This is a genomic window from Cyanobium sp. Alchichica 3B3-8F6 (assembly GCF_024346435.1).
GTDB lineage: Bacteria > Cyanobacteriota > Cyanobacteriia > PCC-6307 > Cyanobiaceae > Cyanobium_A.
This window is the reverse complement of sequence record NZ_JAGQCZ010000008.1, coordinates 1-18,036: the sequence shown is the minus strand read 5'-3', so window position 1 is coordinate 18,036 and position 18,036 is coordinate 1. Positions and strand designations below refer to the sequence as shown.

Annotated in this window: 16 protein-coding genes; all 16 read left to right on the top strand. The window is 46.3% G+C overall.

Annotated elements, in window-relative coordinates:
• The first annotated feature begins 40 nt into the window (after window positions 1–40).
• The 16 genes from KBY65_RS07950 (at window position 41) to KBY65_RS07875 (ending at window position 16,990) form a co-directional block, all read left to right on the top strand.
• Window positions 41–1,672 (top strand): ABC transporter ATP-binding protein, encoded by a 1,632-nt coding sequence (locus KBY65_RS07950; protein ID WP_255001173.1) that lies wholly within the window; start codon window positions 41–43, stop codon window positions 1,670–1,672.
• On the top strand, window positions 1,641–2,021 hold the full coding sequence (locus KBY65_RS07945) for a hypothetical protein (RefSeq protein WP_255001172.1): 381 nt from the start codon (window positions 1,641–1,643) through the stop codon (window positions 2,019–2,021). The genes KBY65_RS07950 and KBY65_RS07945 overlap by 32 nt, the downstream gene beginning before the upstream one ends.
• Window positions 2,018–3,040, top strand: coding sequence for an NAD-dependent epimerase (locus tag KBY65_RS07940; protein WP_255001171.1), 1,023 nt, complete (start codon window positions 2,018–2,020; stop codon window positions 3,038–3,040). Before KBY65_RS07945 ends, KBY65_RS07940 begins: the two co-directional genes overlap by 4 nt.
• 51 nt (window positions 3,041–3,091) lie before the next feature.
• Window positions 3,092–4,432 (top strand): nucleotide sugar dehydrogenase, encoded by a 1,341-nt coding sequence (locus KBY65_RS07935; RefSeq protein ID WP_255001170.1) that lies wholly within the window; start codon window positions 3,092–3,094, stop codon window positions 4,430–4,432.
• A 799-nt stretch (window positions 4,433–5,231) separates the two neighbouring features.
• A complete protein-coding gene (locus KBY65_RS07930) occupies window positions 5,232–7,205 on the top strand; it encodes a B12-binding domain-containing radical SAM protein (RefSeq protein WP_255001164.1) in 1,974 nt (657 codons plus the stop codon).
• A 3-nt stretch (window positions 7,206–7,208) separates the two neighbouring features.
• A complete protein-coding gene (locus tag KBY65_RS07925; protein WP_255001163.1) occupies window positions 7,209–8,078 on the top strand; it encodes an aldo/keto reductase in 870 nt (289 codons plus the stop codon).
• 65 nt (window positions 8,079–8,143) lie between these two features.
• The gene (locus KBY65_RS07920) at window positions 8,144–9,100 is read left to right on the top strand and encodes an NAD-dependent epimerase/dehydratase family protein (protein ID WP_255001162.1); all 957 of its coding nucleotides are present in this window, start codon (window positions 8,144–8,146) and stop codon (window positions 9,098–9,100) included.
• A 59-nt stretch (window positions 9,101–9,159) separates the two neighbouring features.
• Entirely contained in the window at window positions 9,160–9,711 is a 552-nt protein-coding gene (locus KBY65_RS07915) for an SIS domain-containing protein (RefSeq protein WP_255001160.1), read from the top strand.
• A gap of 32 nt (window positions 9,712–9,743) precedes the next feature.
• Entirely contained in the window at window positions 9,744–10,652 is a 909-nt protein-coding gene (locus KBY65_RS07910) for a thiamine pyrophosphate-dependent enzyme (RefSeq protein WP_255001159.1), read from the top strand.
• Between the two features lies 1 nt (window position 10,653).
• On the top strand, window positions 10,654–11,694 hold the full coding sequence (locus KBY65_RS07905; RefSeq protein ID WP_255001158.1) for an alpha-ketoacid dehydrogenase subunit beta: 1,041 nt from the start codon (window positions 10,654–10,656) through the stop codon (window positions 11,692–11,694).
• A 23-nt stretch (window positions 11,695–11,717) separates the two neighbouring features.
• Window positions 11,718–12,989, top strand: a complete 1,272-nt coding sequence (locus tag KBY65_RS07900; RefSeq protein ID WP_255001157.1) for a DegT/DnrJ/EryC1/StrS family aminotransferase — start codon at window positions 11,718–11,720, stop codon at window positions 12,987–12,989.
• Entirely contained in the window at window positions 12,986–14,002 is a 1,017-nt protein-coding gene (locus KBY65_RS07895) for a GDP-mannose 4,6-dehydratase (RefSeq protein WP_255001156.1), read from the top strand. The genes KBY65_RS07900 and KBY65_RS07895 overlap by 4 nt, the downstream gene beginning before the upstream one ends.
• On the top strand, window positions 13,999–14,691 hold the full coding sequence (locus tag KBY65_RS07890) for an NTP transferase domain-containing protein (protein WP_255001155.1): 693 nt from the start codon (window positions 13,999–14,001) through the stop codon (window positions 14,689–14,691). Before KBY65_RS07895 ends, KBY65_RS07890 begins: the two co-directional genes overlap by 4 nt.
• Complete coding sequence (locus KBY65_RS07885; RefSeq protein ID WP_255001154.1) at window positions 14,678–15,658, top strand: hypothetical protein; 981 nt, start codon at window positions 14,678–14,680, stop codon at window positions 15,656–15,658. Before KBY65_RS07890 ends, KBY65_RS07885 begins: the two co-directional genes overlap by 14 nt.
• The gene (locus KBY65_RS07880; protein ID WP_255001153.1) at window positions 15,659–16,273 is read left to right on the top strand and encodes an HAD-IIIA family hydrolase; all 615 of its coding nucleotides are present in this window, start codon (window positions 15,659–15,661) and stop codon (window positions 16,271–16,273) included.
• Between the two features lie 3 nt (window positions 16,274–16,276).
• A complete protein-coding gene (locus KBY65_RS07875; protein ID WP_255001152.1) occupies window positions 16,277–16,990 on the top strand; it encodes an SDR family oxidoreductase in 714 nt (237 codons plus the stop codon).
• The last annotated feature ends 1,046 nt before the right edge of the window (window positions 16,991–18,036 follow it).

Sequence of the window (18,036 nt, the reverse complement as noted above, 5' to 3'; positions counted from 1 at the left end):
GGCTAGTGGCCTATCGGAGCTTGTGTCTCTCGGGGCTGTGATGCCGTTCCTGGCTGTGTTGAGCAACCCTCAGCAGCTGTGGCAGCAGCCGTTGATTCAGGCACTGGCCCTCCGGGTGGGCTACAACCAGCCACAGCAGCTGGTGTTGCCGGCCACCGCTGCCTTTGCCCTGGCGGCAGTGGTGGCGGCGCTGATCCGGTTGCTGAACCTGTGGCTGAACGGCCGGCTGGCGGCGGGTGTGGGATCTGATCTGAGCTGTGAGGTCTACCGACGCACCCTGTATCAGCCCTACCAGGTGCATGTGCAGCGCAACAGCAGCACGTTGATCACAGCGCTCACCGGCCATATCGTGAACACGCTGCAGGCTCTGAATGTGGTGCTGCAGATCATATCGTCCTTGGTTGTGGCAGCTGGCTTGCTGATCGGGTTGCTGCTGATCGATTGGCTGGTGGCGGTGTCAACCGCGGGGCTGTTTGGCATTGCCTATGGCCTGGTGGCGGCCACGTCGCGGCGCCGGCTGCAGCAGAACGGTGCGCGAATAGCAGAGGCATCCAATCAGCGGGTGAAGGCCCTGCAGGAAGCCCTGGGTGCGATCCGTGATGTGTTGCTTGATGGTAGTCAGGCCTCCTATCTGGAGCTCTATCGTCGTGCCGATCGCACGCAACGTCAGCTCGAGAGCAAGAACGTCTTTCTCTCCACGTTTACGCGCTATGCCCTTGAGGCTCTGGGGCTGGTGGCGATTGCGGCGCTGGGAGGGCTGCTGGTGCTCCAGCGGGGCAGTGGTTCCTCCGTGATCCCCCTTCTCGGTGCCTTGGCCTTGGGAGCCCAGCGACTGCTGCCCGCTTTGCAACAGATCTATGCCGGTTGGGCCAATTTGAAGAGCTGGACAGCCAGCATGGCTGCGGTGATCGAGCTCCTTGAGCAACCCCTGCCCCAACAACAGGACGTTGCCGAACCCCTTATCCTGCAACATAGCGTGCGTCTTCAGGCTGTGCGCTTTCGCTACGCCCCTGAGCTGCCCGAGGTGCTGCAGGGCCTGGATCTAGAGATCCGCCGCGGTGAGCGCATTGGCCTGATCGGCAGCACCGGCAGCGGCAAGAGCACCTTGGTGGATGTGCTGATGGGCCTGCTGGTGCCCAGCGGTGGCCGGCTGCTGGTGGATGGGTTGGATCTGCACGATTCAACCCATGCCGAGCGCCTGGCTGGCTGGCGGGTGGCTGTGGCCCATGTGCCCCAGAGTATCTATCTAGCCGATAGCTCGATTGCCGAAAACATTGCCTTCGGTGTGCCACAGCATGCGATAAATTTTGAAAGGGTGAAGCTGTCCGCCGATCAAGCTCAGATCGCTAGTTTCATCGAAAGCCGCCCCGAGGGCTACGCCTCTTTTGTGGGGGAACGGGGCATCCGGCTCAGCGGGGGGCAGCGCCAGCGCATCGGCATAGCCCGGGCTCTTTACAAGCAGGCTAGTGTGATCGTGCTGGATGAGGCTACGAGTGCTCTAGATACCATCACAGAGGAGGCCGTGATGGAGGCAGTTGATGGGCTGAGAAAGGATTTAACGATCGTGATTATTGCTCACCGCCTCAGCACGGTGAAAAATTGCGATCGCGTGATTCGGCTTAACCAGGGTGTAATGTCAGTTGAAGGGCCTCCTCATCCTGTTTTGGGTTGATTATACATTTGCCTTGAGGAGCATGCTGAAAATGGTCTTGAAAAGTTTCTCGGTGCCGCAGAAGGGCAAAAGCTGTTTCAGTTTTTGCATATTTGTGCAATTAGTAGTTAGATCCAGTTGTCTGCTTCAGCCGACCTTCGTCTATGCGCATCTTGCCGGACGAAGAGGTTTTTTGATGTCTCCTATTGATGAAGTGCTGCTGGGGGCGTATGAGGCTTATCCCGCGGAGGACGAGCCATCACATCGCAGGCCTGCAGCGGTTGGACGCATATTAGCCATGCAACTTGGCGAAGAGCCTCAAGGTCGGGTGATGTCACGCTACCTTTACTATTTCCCGGTGCATAAATGACTACTCTAGTCACGGGCGCCGCCGGCTTCATTGGTTATCATTTGAGCACACGGCTCCTTGAGCGGGGTACGCCGGTGGTGGGATTCGATAACCTGAACCCCTACTACGACCCCTCCTTGAAGCGGGCCCGGATCGACCAGCTGCAGGCCACAGCAGAGCGCACCAGCACCCACTTTCAGCTGATAGAGGCCGACCTAGAAGACCGTCAAGCGGTGGAAGCGGCCTTTGAAACCCACAAGCCTCATAGGGTAGTGAATCTGGCGGCCCAGGCTGGAGTGCGCCATTCGATCGAGAACCCCGCGGCTTATATCCAGAGCAACCTCGATGGCTTTGGAAACGTGCTTGAGGGCTGCCGCCATCAGGGCGTCGAGCACCTGGTTTATGCCTCCAGCAGCTCTGTTTATGGAGGCAACACCAACCTGCCGTTTACAGAGCATCAGGGGGTAGATCACCCGGTTAGCCTCTACGCAGCCAGCAAAAAGGCCAACGAGCTGATGGCCCACTCCTACAGTCATCTCTATGGGCTACCGGCCACTGGCCTGCGCTTCTTCACGGTGTACGGACCATGGGGCCGGCCAGACATGGCTCTCTTCCTCTTCACAAAGGCTATTCTCGCGGGGGAGCCTATTCAGGTGTTCAATGACGGCAAGATGATGCGAGATTTCACCTATGTAGACGACATCATCGAAAGCCTTGTGCGGGTACTCGATAAACCGGCCGAACCTGATCCCACATTCAACCCGGAAGCGCCAGATCCATCAAGCAGCTGGGCTCCACACCGAGTGTTCAACATAGGCAATTCTAACCCCACGTCGCTGATCGACTACATCAAGGCAGTGGAGAGCGCTCTGGGTATCACAGCCACCAAAACGTTGCTACCGATGCAGCCAGGCGATGTCATTGCCACAGCCGCCGACACTTCCGCGCTCGAGGCCTGGGTAGGCTTCAAGCCCAACACACCGATAAAATACGGCGTGTCTCGGTTTGTGCGCTGGTATCGCGAATTCTACGGCGTCTGAGCTCCTCTTCCTCTACAGCAACCTCTGTCAGCACCAACTGCGAGCGCTTTGATGGCGACAACTCTTCCACCTCTCGATACCTGCACCGTCGCCATTGTCGGCTTGGGCTATGTGGGCCTCCCGCTTGCTGTTGAGTTTGCGAAGCCCCAGCTTTGCCGACTCACGGGTGCGTCACTGCAGCGCCGGGTGATCGGTTTTGACATCAACTCGAAGCGGCTCGAGGAGCTGCACCGTGGTATCGACCGTACCAACGAAACCTGTGCTGAGGAGCTGCAAGCTGCTCAGTTGTTGGAATTCACGAGCGATCCCGCTCAGCTAGCAGAAGCCGACGTGTTCGTAGTGACGGTGCCTACACCAATCGATTCGGCCAAGCGACCGGACTTGACTCCGCTGGTAGAGGCTAGTGCCTCGGTGGGCCATGCACTGAAGCTGCGCCGATCAGCCAGTACACCCGTAGTGATCTACGAAAGTACGGTGTATCCAGGAGCCACGGAAGAGATTTGTGTTCCGATTCTGGAGCGCGAGTCTGGCTTCGCTTTCAATGAGGGCTTTTGCTGCTGCTACAGCCCCGAGCGCATCAATCCGGGCGACAACGAGCACAAGCTCACCACGATCACCAAGGTGACCAGCGGGAGCACGGCGCAGGCGGCAGCCTGGGTGGATTTCTTTTATGGCTCAATCATCGAAGCCGGCACCCATCTAGCCCCGACTATCAAGGTGGCGGAGGCCGCTAAGGTGATTGAGAACACCCAACGCGATCTGAACATCGCCTTGGTGAACGAGCTGGCGATGATTTTCCGCCAGATGGGGATCGATACACGGGATGTACTCGAGGCTGCGGGCACCAAGTGGAACTTCCTGCCGTTCCGGCCCGGGCTGGTGGGCGGGCACTGTATCGGCGTCGATCCCTACTACCTAACCCACAAGGCTGAGCAACTGGGTTATCATCCCCAGTTGGTGCTCGCGGGAAGGCGGATTAACGACGGCATGGGCCGCTGGGTCGTGGAGCAGCTTGTGCTGGAGATGGCGCGGCGCGGTCAGGTCATCTCTGGTGCCAAGGTGTTGGTTCTGGGTCTAACTTTCAAGGAAAACTGTCCGGACCTTCGCAACACGCGGGTGGTGGATGTAATCCTGGCCCTGCAGTGCTATGGCATCGAGCCGGTGTTGGTGGATCCATGGGTGGATGCGGAAGAGGCTCTAAGCAGATATGGCCTTACTGTGCATGAAATGGTTCCTGGAGGGAACCTCTATGGCGCTGTGATTGCCGCTGTGGCCCACAAGGAGTTTTCCGCTATGTCGGAGGACTGCTGGCGAGAGCTGCTGCCTGGTGAAGGGGTGTTGCTTGATCTCCAAGGCGTGATCCCACGAGCTCTGCAGCCCTGGCGACTATGAACCATTCCAATTTAAACAGATCGTATCCGAGCTCATCGCAAAGCGCTCACGTCTAGCATTGACAAGACGATCATCGAAATATACCCATCCCCATCAAACTCAACTATTTCACCTGGCAAATGAAGCCAAATCTGCCGCCGCATTGATTTAGGCAGTCTATGAGTAGTGACGCTGGCCTGATTCAAGGCTGTTGTCCTTTTGCTACGGAATATATCTGGATGGATAGCTAGATAGTCGCATTTGAAGTGTTACATAAGTAGATCGACCTATACAGCTATAGACAGTCGCCATGAATCCGATACACTTGAGAGAGTGTTGGGTGAGATAAGAAACAATATGGGTCACAAATGTCAAAAGTGAAATTTGTGTTACTCGGTAAGAAACCTTATGTTTCGAGAAGAAACGCTTAGGCGAGTGCTCAGGAATAGCTACAATGTCATGCCAATGATAGACCCCACGAAAATGAGTAGGGCTTTTAATCAATCGCTACTGCAGACTTTGTCGCGCTTCTAGTACTGTCTCTCATCGCAATGACTGGCAAAAATGTCATTTATAACTTAGACGAGTAAGAGCAGAGAAGGAGAAAATAAATGTTATCCACTCTAAAAATATCCACGCTGAACGTAGTGCGGGAGAGCGATCTATTAGCATTCGCTGATCCGAGCTTCCCTAGGTGATTCCAGTGCGAGGAAAGGATTGTTAAAGCGTGTGAACAGCAGACTGGGATGATGGATGGAAGCCATTAACCAGAGCCAATCGAGCTTGTGTATGCTAACATAATAGCAGCGACTCGGTCGGCATGAAAGTAGCAATGCTGCAGATAAACAGCTCTTTTGCTGGTCAAAATTATTTGCCGTACTCTGCGGCACTACTTGAAGCCTATTTTAAGAGCGCTTCAAGCGCTGCAGATGGTTTCAGTTTTCTGCCTATAATCTATAAGCGAGAAGGTGTAAATACAATATTGTCAGAAATTAGCAACGCAGACGTTTTAGGAATCAGCTTGTATGCATGGAATGTTAAGCTTTCACTGGCTGTAGCAAAAGCATTCAAGGAAAGAAACCAAAACTCTTTTGTTTTTGCTGGAGGGCCATCCGTTCCAGACAGCGCCGAAGAGTTCCTTAAGACAAATAGTTTTATAGATATTGCGATACACAATGAGGGTGAGGTAGCAGTCAGTAAGCTACTGGAAGCCATCCAATCTCAACAAGGCCTAGACACAGTGCCATCGAGCTCGTACCTGGTGGATGATGAGGTTGTAAAGAACAGCAACCTTGAGAGGATTAGTGATTTGTCCCTTATAGCGTCACCATTCTTGTCTGGTGTTCTAGAACGCACAATGAGATATAACAGTACTGAGAAGTGGATAGGTTTATGGGAGACAAATAGAGGGTGCCCATTCACATGTACCTATTGCGACTGGGGATCCGCTACGGCATCCAAGAAAATTGGCATGTTTGATTATGGTAGACTTGAGGAAGAGATGAATTGGTTCAGTAGTAATAAGATCGAATATATCTTCTGCTGTGATGCAAATTTTGGGATGTTTCCACGTGATCCCGAAATTGCTAAGATGGTAGGTGAAGTCAAGAAAAGGACAGGTTACCCACATGCACTTTCTGTGCAAAACACAAAGAATAGTACAGAAAGGTCTTATCTCACTCAAAAAATACTGTGTGATTACGGGCTAAACAAGGGCGTAACGTTGTCAATGCAAACCCTTAGCAACGATGCACTGAAGAATATAAAACGCTCGAATATTAAGCTCGAATCCTATTTTGAACTGCAAAAGAGATTTATAGCAGACAAAGTTCCCACATATTCTGATCTAATTTTAGCACTTCCAGGAGAAACTAGAGAAACTTATATCGATGGTCTATGCAAGCTAATAGAGAGTGGGCAACATTCAAGAATACAATTCAATAATCTTAGCATTTTGCCAAATGCAGAGATGGCATCTACGCAATACAGAAAGAGGTATGGATTAAAGACAGTTACAACAAAGATTGTTAACATGCACGGTTCCCTAAATGAAGAAGAATCTGCAGTTCAGGAAGAGCAAGAATTGGTAATAGAGACATCGAGCTTACCTGCAAATGAGTGGTGCGAAATTCGGGCAATTTCTTGGATGGTTGGATTCCTCTACTTTGATAAGATTGCCCAAATACCAATAGCTGTTGTTAATGGTGGCATGGGCCTGCCATTTAAGACTATAATATCCGGTCTCGAGATACTCAACTTAAAAGATTACCCTGTACTTTCAGGCGTTTATAGTCGCATGATCGAAGAGGCTAAGAATATCCAGAATGGTAGTGCAGAGTACGTATACAGCAAAGAATGGCTGGGAATATATTGGCCAATAGATGAACTTATTTTTATAGAGCTATGCGAATATGGTGGGCTAACAGAATTATACGAAGAGATTAAGACGTACCTCGCATGCTTGGTGAAAGACAGTATACCAGAGATTGTTGAATTCTATGGAGCACAAGAGGTCGAGGAAATAATTTCGGAGGCTGTAGCGCTCAACAAGTGGATGGTAAACGACAATAAGAAGATTAACATAGAAGACAGTGAATTCAATTACAGGTGGAATACGCATGAGGTATTTACATCTAGAATTGAGGGTAAATATTCAGATCTAAAGAGATCTGATGGGACATTGGTATACACAAAGGCTACAGACAAGGCGATGCGACTGGAAGAGTGGCTCCAAGAGGTAGTTTGGTATGGAAATAAACGCGGGGATTACCTGCGCATAGTTCAAGAGAAATAATAAATGAAAACGTTAGAACTAGGCATGTATGGCCTATCTAGATTAAGTGAAGATACAGCAGGCTATGATGTAATCTCCAAAGCAAGTGCCTGTGAAGTGCTTAAAACAGCATGGAATAGTGGTATAAGACTTGTTGATACAGCTCCAGGGTACGGAAATGGTGTGGCTGACGAATTGATCAAGGATATTAGAACAGAAGGTCTTGCATTTAAGGTATGCAGCAAGATAGGCCTAGACATTCAACGAAATGAGTTTAAAAGCAGTCTGCAGGATATTTATTCTGATGTTGACAAGATAGCGGAAATACATGATGGGTATATATCTAGAGTTTTGATCCATAGTCCCCCAAGTGAATTGATTCGCGATCAATCTTCTTGCATAAAGATAATTAGCTACATTCGTAGAGTTCTTGGAGAAGACGTAACAGTAGGTATTGCCTTAAGATCGCCTAATGATTTGGCTGATTGTAAGTGGGGCAAAAAAGAGAGAGACTTTGTCTATCAAGGAAACTTTAGCTGGTTAGACACTAGGATAAGGAAGATCGCTTTAGATGCTGATTTAAGAATAATAGCACGGTCGATATACGGTTCCGGAATACTGGCTTTATTGTACGATGCCATCCACTGTAGAGAGCCTAGAATAAATTTCAATCATGCGGATATAAGGTATTCGTGGCATATACAAGGTATACTCGAAAAGGCCAGTTCTGAAGTAACAGAATTCAGGCAAGAGTGTATTAAAAACAAAAGGGCAAGCCTTGATGAGCTGGTCGCAAGCCTAATATTAGGAGAGAACATTATAAGTGGTGCAATACTTGGGCCTACTACAGTCGCGGAACTGAGATCAACGCTGCAAGCCTTCGTGTCGTGCTAATGGTGAAGGCCGATATTGGCAGTTGAAAGTCGTCTATGCTTATGCTTAACGGAGCTTTAAACCCTATGACGTCGAAGACCCTGGTATGTGGAGCAACCGGATTTATCGGTAGAAACATACTCGAAGCGCTGAGCAAAACAAATCCCCAAGTTGTAGTTGCGCATTGGAATATTAAGGAGCCTTTTGAGATCAGCGGGATGAAGGATTCAATTGAGTGGAGGAGAGCAAATCTGCTAAAAAGAGAAGAGGTACGCAGCTTACTTGATGGTGTCGATACCATTATTCAGGCTGCTGCCGTGACTTCTGGCAGTAAAGACATCACTGAGAGACCACATATACATGTATGTGATAATGCAGTAATGAATAGTCTATTATTGGCTGAAGCATGCGCCCAAGGGGTTAAGAGGATTATTTTCATGAGTTGCTCTGTCATGTACGAGAGTAACGCAGGAGCACTAAAGGAAACTCAGGTAAATCTCAATAAAATTGACAAACGATATTTTGGTGCAGCACATACTAAGCTTTATATCGAGCGGATGCTAGAGTTCTATAGCATGACGTACGGAATTCAATGCATGGCGATTCGTCACTCCAACATTTATGGACCACACGACAAATTCGATGAAGCCAGGAGCCACTTCTTTGGAGCGACCGTAAGAAAGATATTTGATTGTAATGATGGTACCATAAGTGTCTGGGGTGATGGAACGGAGAAGAAAGACTTGCTTTACGTGAGTGATTTAGTGCGTTTTATACAGGCAGCGCTAAGACAAGGCTGGACGGGCTACGAAATAGTTAATTGTGGCAGCAGTTGTGCTTTGGCAATTTCCGAGATTGTGACAAGGATGGTTGATCTTTCAGGTCGCCAGCTTAGTATCAGGTATGATTTGGACAAGCCACATATCAATGCAACGATAGAAATGTGCTGCGACAGGATTAGGACACACTACGGGTGGCAAGCCACAACAACAATTGATGAAGGGATCCAAAAGACGTATCGCTGGTATCGCAATCCGCAATGAACCACCGCACGAACTCTAGGAACCTGTCTCGGGAGTATTCAGACTCAATAAAGCGTCAGATGAGGGAGTTAAGTCACCTAGTTGGTGAGCTTGAAAGAAACAATCAATTTGTCAGCGTCATAGGCAAAACTTGTGATGCTTTAGAAGAATGTATCAGGAGAGGGAATAAGATACTGATAGCTGGAAATGGAGGCAGTGCAGCAGACAGCCAACATTTTGCCGCCGAGCTTATGTCAAGGTACATGATAGAAAGAGATCCAATAAGAGCCATGGCACTAAGCACAGATACATCGATTCTTACAGCGGTTGCAAATGACTATGGGTTTGAAAACATTTTTATGCGTCAGCTGGAAGGACTTGGAGATTCAGGTGACGTGTTTGTAGCGTTAACTACCTCAGGTAGATCCAGAAATATAATAAACGGTATCATTCAAAGTAAGAAAATGGGCATTCTGACTGTTGCTCTCTGCGGCAACGCCGGCCTCGATCAGGGTCTTGAATGTGATATCATGATAAGAGTAACGTCCGACTCAGTGCCAAGGATACAGGAGCTGCACGGCCTAGCTATCCACTGTATTTGTCATGAACTAGAGCAGAGGTTGTATCAATGATATCTCAAAAATGGATACAGATTGTTCAAAGTGTGACGCTCATTAGAGAGTTCGAAAGAGTTGTTCAAGACTTGTATGACACTGATGTGATACAAAGTCCGGTTCATTTGAGTATTGGTCAAGAGCTACTCTCAGTATTAATTGCCGATGTTGTACAGCAGGGTGATAAGATTGTTGGTAATTACAGGTCTCATGCACTTGCTATTGCATTGTCAGACGAATTAGAGCCGTTAATACTTGAGCTACTTGCCAAGAAAGGAGGTGTATCAGGTGGAAAAGCTGGATCAATGCACTTATCAGTACCTAATAAGGGAATGTATTGGACGAGTGCGATCGTAGGGACAGGTGTGCCAGTTGCTTGTGGAATTGCCGATGCATTAAAAAGGGACGGTGATCAAAGAGTTGCACTAGTGATGTTTGGAGATGGCGCAATTGAGGAAGGCTGCGTTCTTGAGTCAATCAATATTGCTGCTACATTTGGCCTTCCTCTAATCTTTGTACTCGAAGACAATGGTCTAGCAATCAATACTCCAAAAGAAATCAGATCTGGGTTGAAGAGTTACACAGACCTTGCGAGATCTTTTGGGATAGAGTCGTGGGACTTAACGTACAAAGACCCAGTTTTATTAGATTCATCTCTGTCTAAAGCAGTTGCATATGTACGAGATAATTGTAGGCCCGCTTTTATCAGGGTCGAGTGCTACCGATGGACAGAACACGTCGGTACACATACAGATTGGCATCTCGGATACAGAAGTGAGTCGGACGCTATCCCATGGTACACTTGTGATATACTCAACCAATGCGAGAAGTTTGGGATAAGCAAAGCCGAACAGATTCTTTACGCCAAGAAAACTTATGATAGGATTAAGTCAATATTCACTATATGTTCCAATTCTCCTGACCCAGATATTAACGATCTTTCGAAGGAGGTTGTATAGAGTGAGCAACGCAACTATTGAACGTCAAACTATCACATATGCTGAAGCGATAAAATCCGCTCTCGAAGAACTGATGGAAGCAGATAAGAAGGTAGTCGTCTATGGACTAGGTGTGGACGATCCCAAGGCTATGTATGGGACATTGAAAGGGTTTCCCGATAGGTTTGGCAGGCATAGATGTTATGACACACCACTATCAGAGGATTCACTTACTGGGTACGGTATTGGCTTGGCAATTCAGGGCTATAAACCTATCCACGTTCATCAAAGAACAGACTTCTTACTACTTACGGCGAATCAACTAATAAATATGGGTGCAAAGATAAGCTATTTGTCCGAAGGGAAGACGAGATGTCCGTTTTTAGTGAGAGCCATTACAGGCAGGAGCTGGGGGCAAGGAGCACAACATAGCCAGAGCTTTCATTCAATGTTTGCAAATATACCAGGACTGAGGGTACTTGCCCCAAGTACTCCTGCCGACGCCTATAACGTCTATAGAAACGCTTTCAAGGATAGGGTTCCAACTATTGTTATAGAACACCGTATGCTCTACAAGTATGAAGGAGTGATTAGAGCAGAAGATAGTGTCCCTAATGTGAGTGTTGTTGATAGAGGCTCAGACATTACAGTCTGCTCAGTGAGCCACATGGGTCTGGAATCAAAAAGGGCTACTATGGCATTAGCTAAGCAAGGTTTATCCGTTGACCACTTCTCCATTGTTAATATCTCAAATCCAGATATTGACGTGATATACGAGTCTGTATCTAGAACTGGAAAATTGCTGTTTGTTGATCATGGTTGGTTGAATTGCTCGATAGCTAAATCAATCGTGTCCGATTTATTTCTGAAAGGATTTAGAGGAGATGTCATGGTTCTTGGTTATGCAGATAGTCCCTGCCCAACCGCAGGGTGTCTTGAGAAGCTATTCTACCCAGATTCCAACAGTATTGCTGCTGCGTTGATGAAGCTTAGTGGACGCCCGGGCCATGCTCCTATAATCGAACAGTCAAAAGAGATTAGCGAATTTCGGGGGCCCTTCTGATGAATTACTTAACACATGAAGAGGTGGGTCTGCTTACTGTTGTCAACTCACTTTCACAAATCTCTGATGTCCTAGATCAATTCTATCAGAACAAAGAAGAGAGCAGTAATACCGTTCGTCTGCATGAATCAACCCTAGGCAAAGATGAACTCATCGAATTTACGCGAGCATATTTAGAGGGTTCGATAACGCTTGGTAAATATAACAAGCGTTATGAAGAAATGGCGGCCAACAGATTCGCTGCTCAATATTGTGTTTCATCTAATTCTGGTTCCTCAGCAAACCTATTGGCTGTCTCAGCCTTGGTTCAGACTGGACGCTTGAATAAGGGTGACAAGGTCGCAGTTCCATCGCTAGCTTGGTCAACCACAGTTTTTCCACTAGTACAATACGGGCTAGTGCCCGTATTTGTAGATATTGATAAATATACCTTCAATATTGACCTTAATAAGCTAAGAGAGGCCATCAAGCCTTATGATGTTAAAGCGTTAATGCTGATTCATACATATGGGAACCCAGTGGATATGGATATAGTTGCTGATATATGTGAAGATTATAATTTGATTCTGATTGAAGATACATGTGAAAGCATGGGTGCTACATGGCGCGGAATGTGTGTTGGGTCCTTTGGTGAACTGTCAACATTTAGTTCATATTTCTCTCACCACATCTGTACATTGGAGGGCGGACTGACAACGACAAGCAACAAGGAACTATATCAGGTTATGTTGTCGATTAGGTCTCATGGCTGGACGAGGGGCATAGATTTTGACTTGTCTGACATTCAAGGACTAGATCAAATAGATCCTACATTCTTGTTTCTGTACCTTGGTTATAACCTCCGAATGTCAGATCCACAAGCAGCAATGGGATGTAGTCAGCTACCAAAACTTGACGACTACATTGCCTCCAGGAGAAGAACGGCGTCCCTATATATAGAGACTATATCTAATTCACCGATTTTGAATAAGCATATTCGCTATATGAATACCGACTCTAGAGGAATGTCAAGCTGGTTTGGATTCCCTATCTTTCTTAAGGATAAAAATTACCATGAACTGTCCAGCCTAAGACGGTATCTTCTTGAAAATAGAGTCGAGTCGAGACCATTTTTGGCTGGCAACTTTTGTTTACAACCAGTAAGCAAGAGGTTTAAGCATTTTGCCGATAATCTACAAGAGATCAAACTATTTCATGCCCAGTCATTTGCTCTACCCTGCCATCAAGGTATTACCGAGGACGATGTACGACTGACATGCAGTCTGATTGAATACTTCTTTAGGCAAAATCAATGACAAAGAAGATACTAATTACTGGGTTAACTGGTATGGTGGGATCCCACCTGCTTGACTTCCTTGTCGAAAATACCGATTGGGAATTACATGGTTTGATCCGATGGAGATCATCCCTAGACAATATTGAAAATCATATTAGTCTTATCAACGAATATAATCGTATCAGACTTCATTACGGTGATATAAGGGACATCTGTTCTCTAGAATCTGTTTTTAGCTCGATCAATTTTGATATTGTATTTCACTTAGCCGCTCAGAGTTATCCCAAGACGTCATTCGATTCCGCGGATGATACTTTTATTACCAACATAAATGGCACTAGAAACATTATGGAGTGCTGTAAAAAATATTGCCCTAACGCTACTATCCATAATTGTTCTTCATCTGAGGTCTTTGGCAGAGTCCCTAAAGAATACGTACCAATCAAGGAAGATACACCCTTTCACCCTGCATCACCTTATGCAATTTCGAAGTGTACAGCTGATTTGGTTGGCAGATATTATGCTGAAGCATTTGATATGAACGTGCTAACAACTCGTATGTTTACCCACACTGGACCTAGGAGAGGAGACGTTTTTATGGAATCGACTTTTGCCAAACAGATTGCTCTTGCAGAAAATGGTTACATAGAACCCGTTATCCTTACTGGAAATCTTGCTTCTGTTAGAACTATAGCAGATGTAAGAGATGCGGTTCGTGCCTACTATCTGCTCGTCACAACGGATGGAATTCTAAAGGGTTCTTGCTTTAATATTGGCGGTGATTTTACCGCCACTGTTGGCGAAATCCTTTCTTCTTTGATGAAGCTCTCAACACTCAAAGGCTTAACCAGTAGAGTAGCTCAAGATAGACTTCGACCTATTGACGCAGATCTTCAGATCCCTGACACATCTAAGTTTCGAAAGTTGACGGACTGGAAACCGATCATTAGTTTTGAAACTACAATGTCTAATTTGCTTGACTACTGGAGAGAGAGAGTTAGTAGATCTGGAAACGTATTTCTGCAACGATGATTAAAGAGATTCCCTGCGTTGCAATCTTTTCTGGTGGTGAAGGAAAGCGAATTAGAGATTCTGAGATTCTTCCGAAACCTTTTATTGATATAAACGGTAAACCCTTGGTGAGAAGAGTATCAGATCAGTTGTTGAAACTTAGTTCTTTCCCTAGGTTGGTATTGTTAACATGCTCATCAAATTACAACGCACTCCAATTTATTGGTGATAGTTTTAGTGGTGTTCATTTCAGTATTTGCGAAGAATCTAAGATGGCAGGCAAGCTTTCTGCAATGAAATTCTTCTTCGATAAATACCCAGATATAGACCTATGTCTCTTTGCAAATGCTGACACACTCTTTCTAGATCAGAATGCACTTTGCGCTGCTTTTAATAACATAAATCAAATTAGTGACAGCCCATGTGTCTTCTTGGCAAATCCAGATAAGACGAGGTCTGACTACAAAGAAGTTATCTTCGAGATCAATGGAAAGACATTTGCATTGCAGAACTCTGGTGTTTTCGTAGCAAGTCGGAACTGGACATATGAAAGCTATCACAATGCATACCGCTCCAAAGGGTTGGCACTAGATGACATCCTTTTTGATACTTCTAGTTCGGATTTTGTTTTTGTTGATTCAGACATACTAGATGTTGGCACTCCTCAAAGAGTAAAGATGGCCCGTGAGTTGATAGATGATAATTATTAGGGCACCGTTCCGTATTTCTCTATTTGGTGGTGGTACAGACTTTGAGTGGTATTACTCAGATAAACAAACGAGAGTTGTTAGTTTTTCCATTGATAAATATTGTTATGTCACGATACGTCGGCTTTTGCCATACTTCGGTTTCAAATATAGAGCATGCTGGTCATTAATCGAAGAAGCGATCGACATTGATTTGATCTCACATCCAAGTATTCGAGCATGCATACGTGAGAGTGGAGTGACAGACGGATTAGAGATACATACTGTCGGTGACTTACCGGCTAGATCTGGATTAGGCTCCTCGTCTGCCTTTACAGCAAGTATGATTAAGGGCCTTTGTGAATATGCCAATAGTGAGATCACGTCAACCGAGTTAATTCGAGAGACTATACGAATCGAACAAGAAGTCCTTCACGAAGAGGTTGGCATTCAAGATCAGATTGCTGTTTGTCAGGGCGGCTTTGGTGTCACCAGAATAAATCAGGATTCAAGCTTCTCTACCATTTATCTAGATAATAATGAACCTATAGTACATATGATAGATCAGCAGCTGATGCTCGTCTATAGTGGCATTTCTAGAACATCATCAGAGGTTCATTCAATGAAAATGCCAAAGAGTCGATATCTGGTGGATAGACTTGATCGGCTTCGTGAAATCGCCTACTTATTCTCTGATTCATTACTAAATGGAACTGCTACTCCTGATCTTCTCATTAATCTACTTACTTCCAGCTGGCAAGAAAAGAGAAAGACCTTAGAAGGCACAGCTCATCTTGAGAAGCTCGATGCAATATATGATCTTGCAAAAAGAAGTGGCGCATCTTGTGGAAAGTTACTCGGAGCAGGAGGAGGAGGTTTTTTTGCGTTCATCGTGCCTCTTGAAAAGCAAGAATACTTTACCGAGAATATGCAATCATATGTCTGTATAAAAGCCCATATATCTTATCGAGGGATCGAAAGGTTACGTTAGATGGCTGAATACGTATATACCTCGCTTGACAATGCAAGCGTCATTACTTCCAAATATATGGATATTGCGCGTTCTTCTATCCTATTTCTTGATCGTGATGGTATTATCATAAAAGATGTTGGACACATAAGCAAGATCGAAGATGTTGAGTTGGTACCCGGAATTGATAGGCTTATACTGAGATTAAAAGACGCTGGGATGCTAATTGTCGTAGTGACCAACCAAGCTTCAGTGCCACGAGGAATCATATCAGTTGATAAGTATATTGAACTTACAACTCATATGCTTTGTCTGCTAGGGGAATCAACGCCTGACATGATTCTTTCCAGCTTTTATCATCCGATCTTCTCCAAAACTAATTGCAACAGTTCCTGGCGAAAACCAGGTTCCGGAATGTTTAGGTACGCTTTAGACATTCTTGATGTCGATATTAACAAGTGCATAATGATTGGAGACAGGCCGTCTGATGTCCTTGCTGCAGAAGCAGTCGGTATATCAACTAACTACCTCTTGAAAACAGAGAGATATGCAGACGAGATATGCTTATATAAAGTTAATAATAAAATCAGAGGAAAGGGTTTTAAGCTAATTAATAGCCTCGATAATGTCGGCTGATCGATGAGTCAAGGTACTGCCTTAATCGTGGGAGCATCGAGTTCTCTTGGTCATGCTATTGCTAGATCTCTTAGCCTAGAGCATAGCAAAGTATATGCTACATATCTCTCTAGAGAGCCGAAGTCATTGACAGCGTTAAGCAATCTGGAGCTATGTAGGCTAGATATTAGAGACTGGGCTTCGATAGACTCTTTGTTCCAGTTCATTAGTCAAAGTGGCAGTCTGCTTAGGACAGTTGTTTACGCCGTGGCAAAAGAACCTTTTGACGAAGTAAATCGCCTTGGAGACAAATCTTATATTGATGAGGCCTTCGATGTTAACTTCAAAGGTGCCGTCAAGGTAATCCAGGCTTACCATTCCTACGTTTCTAGGATCCATAGAACCAGCGGCGAAAAGGCTATCACTATCATCGGTTCTGAGAGTGGAGAATATGGTGGGATCCAAATTCCAATCTATGCAGCGTCTAAAGGCGCATTGAATTCTTTTGTCAAGGGCTACTCGCGAGAACTTGCGGATTTGGGAATTAGACTTAACATTGTTAGCCCTGGTGTCATTAGTTCAGGCAAGAATCAATATCTAGATGATCAGCATCTTCAGCGACTACCATTTAAAAGGGCAGCTCGCTGTGATGAGGTCGCAGATGTAGTCAGTTGGCTTAGTTCAACTAAGGCAAGTTATGTTTCAGGCGCTATTCTTAAGGTCACTGGTGCGCGATAGGCAATGAAAACTTTCATGTCTGATGAATCAGGACCACCAAGCTTCTTGTTTGTAGGCTGGTTCATAAGAACTCCAAGTTCGGATTATTCACGGGTTTGCCCGAATCTTTAAGCGATCATCGAGTGTATGATTACCCTCCTGTACAGCCGAAACAATAATAGAGTCCTCTGAAGTGGGGATATGTATTATCGTATTTACCAGTTGGAGGCTCTGGATGATGCTCTCTAGACGACTCGTTTCATCTACTGAGATATGTCAAGCACTTGCTGGGTTTATTGAAAGTTGACAGAGACCTTTTCAGACAGTAGTACGTGTGCTCGAGGAGGAGATGGGGCTTGTTATAACACTCGATGAGGTAATTGACCTTGGATCCTTTTGGTCGGATCTTGGGCTAATAGCCTGTAATGTAGACCTCTCTTTTCTGATATTTAGTCTGATTGATCCAGAGTCTTGTTCGGGTGAGTATGGTACTGGATTATTTTTGGCCTGACTGTGGATGAATTGCGCAAACCCATTCTCAATTCATTTGATGTCGGCGGAGCTACTTTGTGTGTGCTATGAGTCAATAGTCTATGTATTGAGTACCTATAAAGGGCGTCTGCTAGGATCTGTATCTGTTTAGAAGTTCTGAGTAGAACTGCAGCCTAACCACCTGCCCCGGTGACTGCCAGGAAAGATGACGCCCCTGCTGCTGTTCATGCAGCCATCGACAACGTAACCGGCTCGCGTTCGATCTTTTCTGGTGGTGGATTGATCCAGACCACCTCCGGCTGACGCCAGCAACGCGTGGATCGTGACCAGCGTCGTGGATGACGCTGGCGTGCTTCCTCATAGACGACAGCGCGGTGACCGCAGATCTCCGTGGCTTGGCCGCTGTGACGCCAGGGCCGACTGAAAGTCCGGCACAAGGCGGCTGGTGCCCCCTCTGCCAGGAAAGTTGACGCCTCTCCATTCCGCTCACTTTTTCCACCAGGGGGCTTGATGGAGCAGAGCAATGCGTCGCTACAGCGAGGCCGTCAAAGCTGATGTGAGAAGGCGGATGACTC

What these genes read in the sequence shown, in the direction of transcription:
- KBY65_RS07895 (WP_255001156.1), top strand. Translation starts at nt 12,986, where the DNA reads ATGACAAAGAAGATACTAATTACTGGGTTAACTGGTATGGTGGGATCC.
- KBY65_RS07935 (WP_255001170.1), top strand. Translation starts at nt 3,092, where the DNA reads ATGGCGACAACTCTTCCACCTCTCGATACCTGCACCGTCGCCATTGTC.
- KBY65_RS07875 (WP_255001152.1), top strand. Translation starts at nt 16,277, where the DNA reads ATGAGTCAAGGTACTGCCTTAATCGTGGGAGCATCGAGTTCTCTTGGT.
- KBY65_RS07930 (WP_255001164.1), top strand. Translation starts at nt 5,232, where the DNA reads ATGAAAGTAGCAATGCTGCAGATAAACAGCTCTTTTGCTGGTCAAAAT.
- KBY65_RS07940 (WP_255001171.1), top strand. Translation starts at nt 2,018, where the DNA reads ATGACTACTCTAGTCACGGGCGCCGCCGGCTTCATTGGTTATCATTTG.
- KBY65_RS07950 (WP_255001173.1), top strand. Translation starts at nt 41, where the DNA reads ATGCCGTTCCTGGCTGTGTTGAGCAACCCTCAGCAGCTGTGGCAGCAG.
- KBY65_RS07920 (WP_255001162.1), top strand. Translation starts at nt 8,144, where the DNA reads ATGACGTCGAAGACCCTGGTATGTGGAGCAACCGGATTTATCGGTAGA.
- KBY65_RS07880 (WP_255001153.1), top strand. Translation starts at nt 15,659, where the DNA reads ATGGCTGAATACGTATATACCTCGCTTGACAATGCAAGCGTCATTACT.
- KBY65_RS07915 (WP_255001160.1), top strand. Translation starts at nt 9,160, where the DNA reads ATGAGGGAGTTAAGTCACCTAGTTGGTGAGCTTGAAAGAAACAATCAA.
- KBY65_RS07925 (WP_255001163.1), top strand. Translation starts at nt 7,209, where the DNA reads ATGAAAACGTTAGAACTAGGCATGTATGGCCTATCTAGATTAAGTGAA.
- KBY65_RS07890 (WP_255001155.1), top strand. Translation starts at nt 13,999, where the DNA reads ATGATTAAAGAGATTCCCTGCGTTGCAATCTTTTCTGGTGGTGAAGGA.
- KBY65_RS07885 (WP_255001154.1), top strand. Translation starts at nt 14,678, where the DNA reads ATGATAATTATTAGGGCACCGTTCCGTATTTCTCTATTTGGTGGTGGT.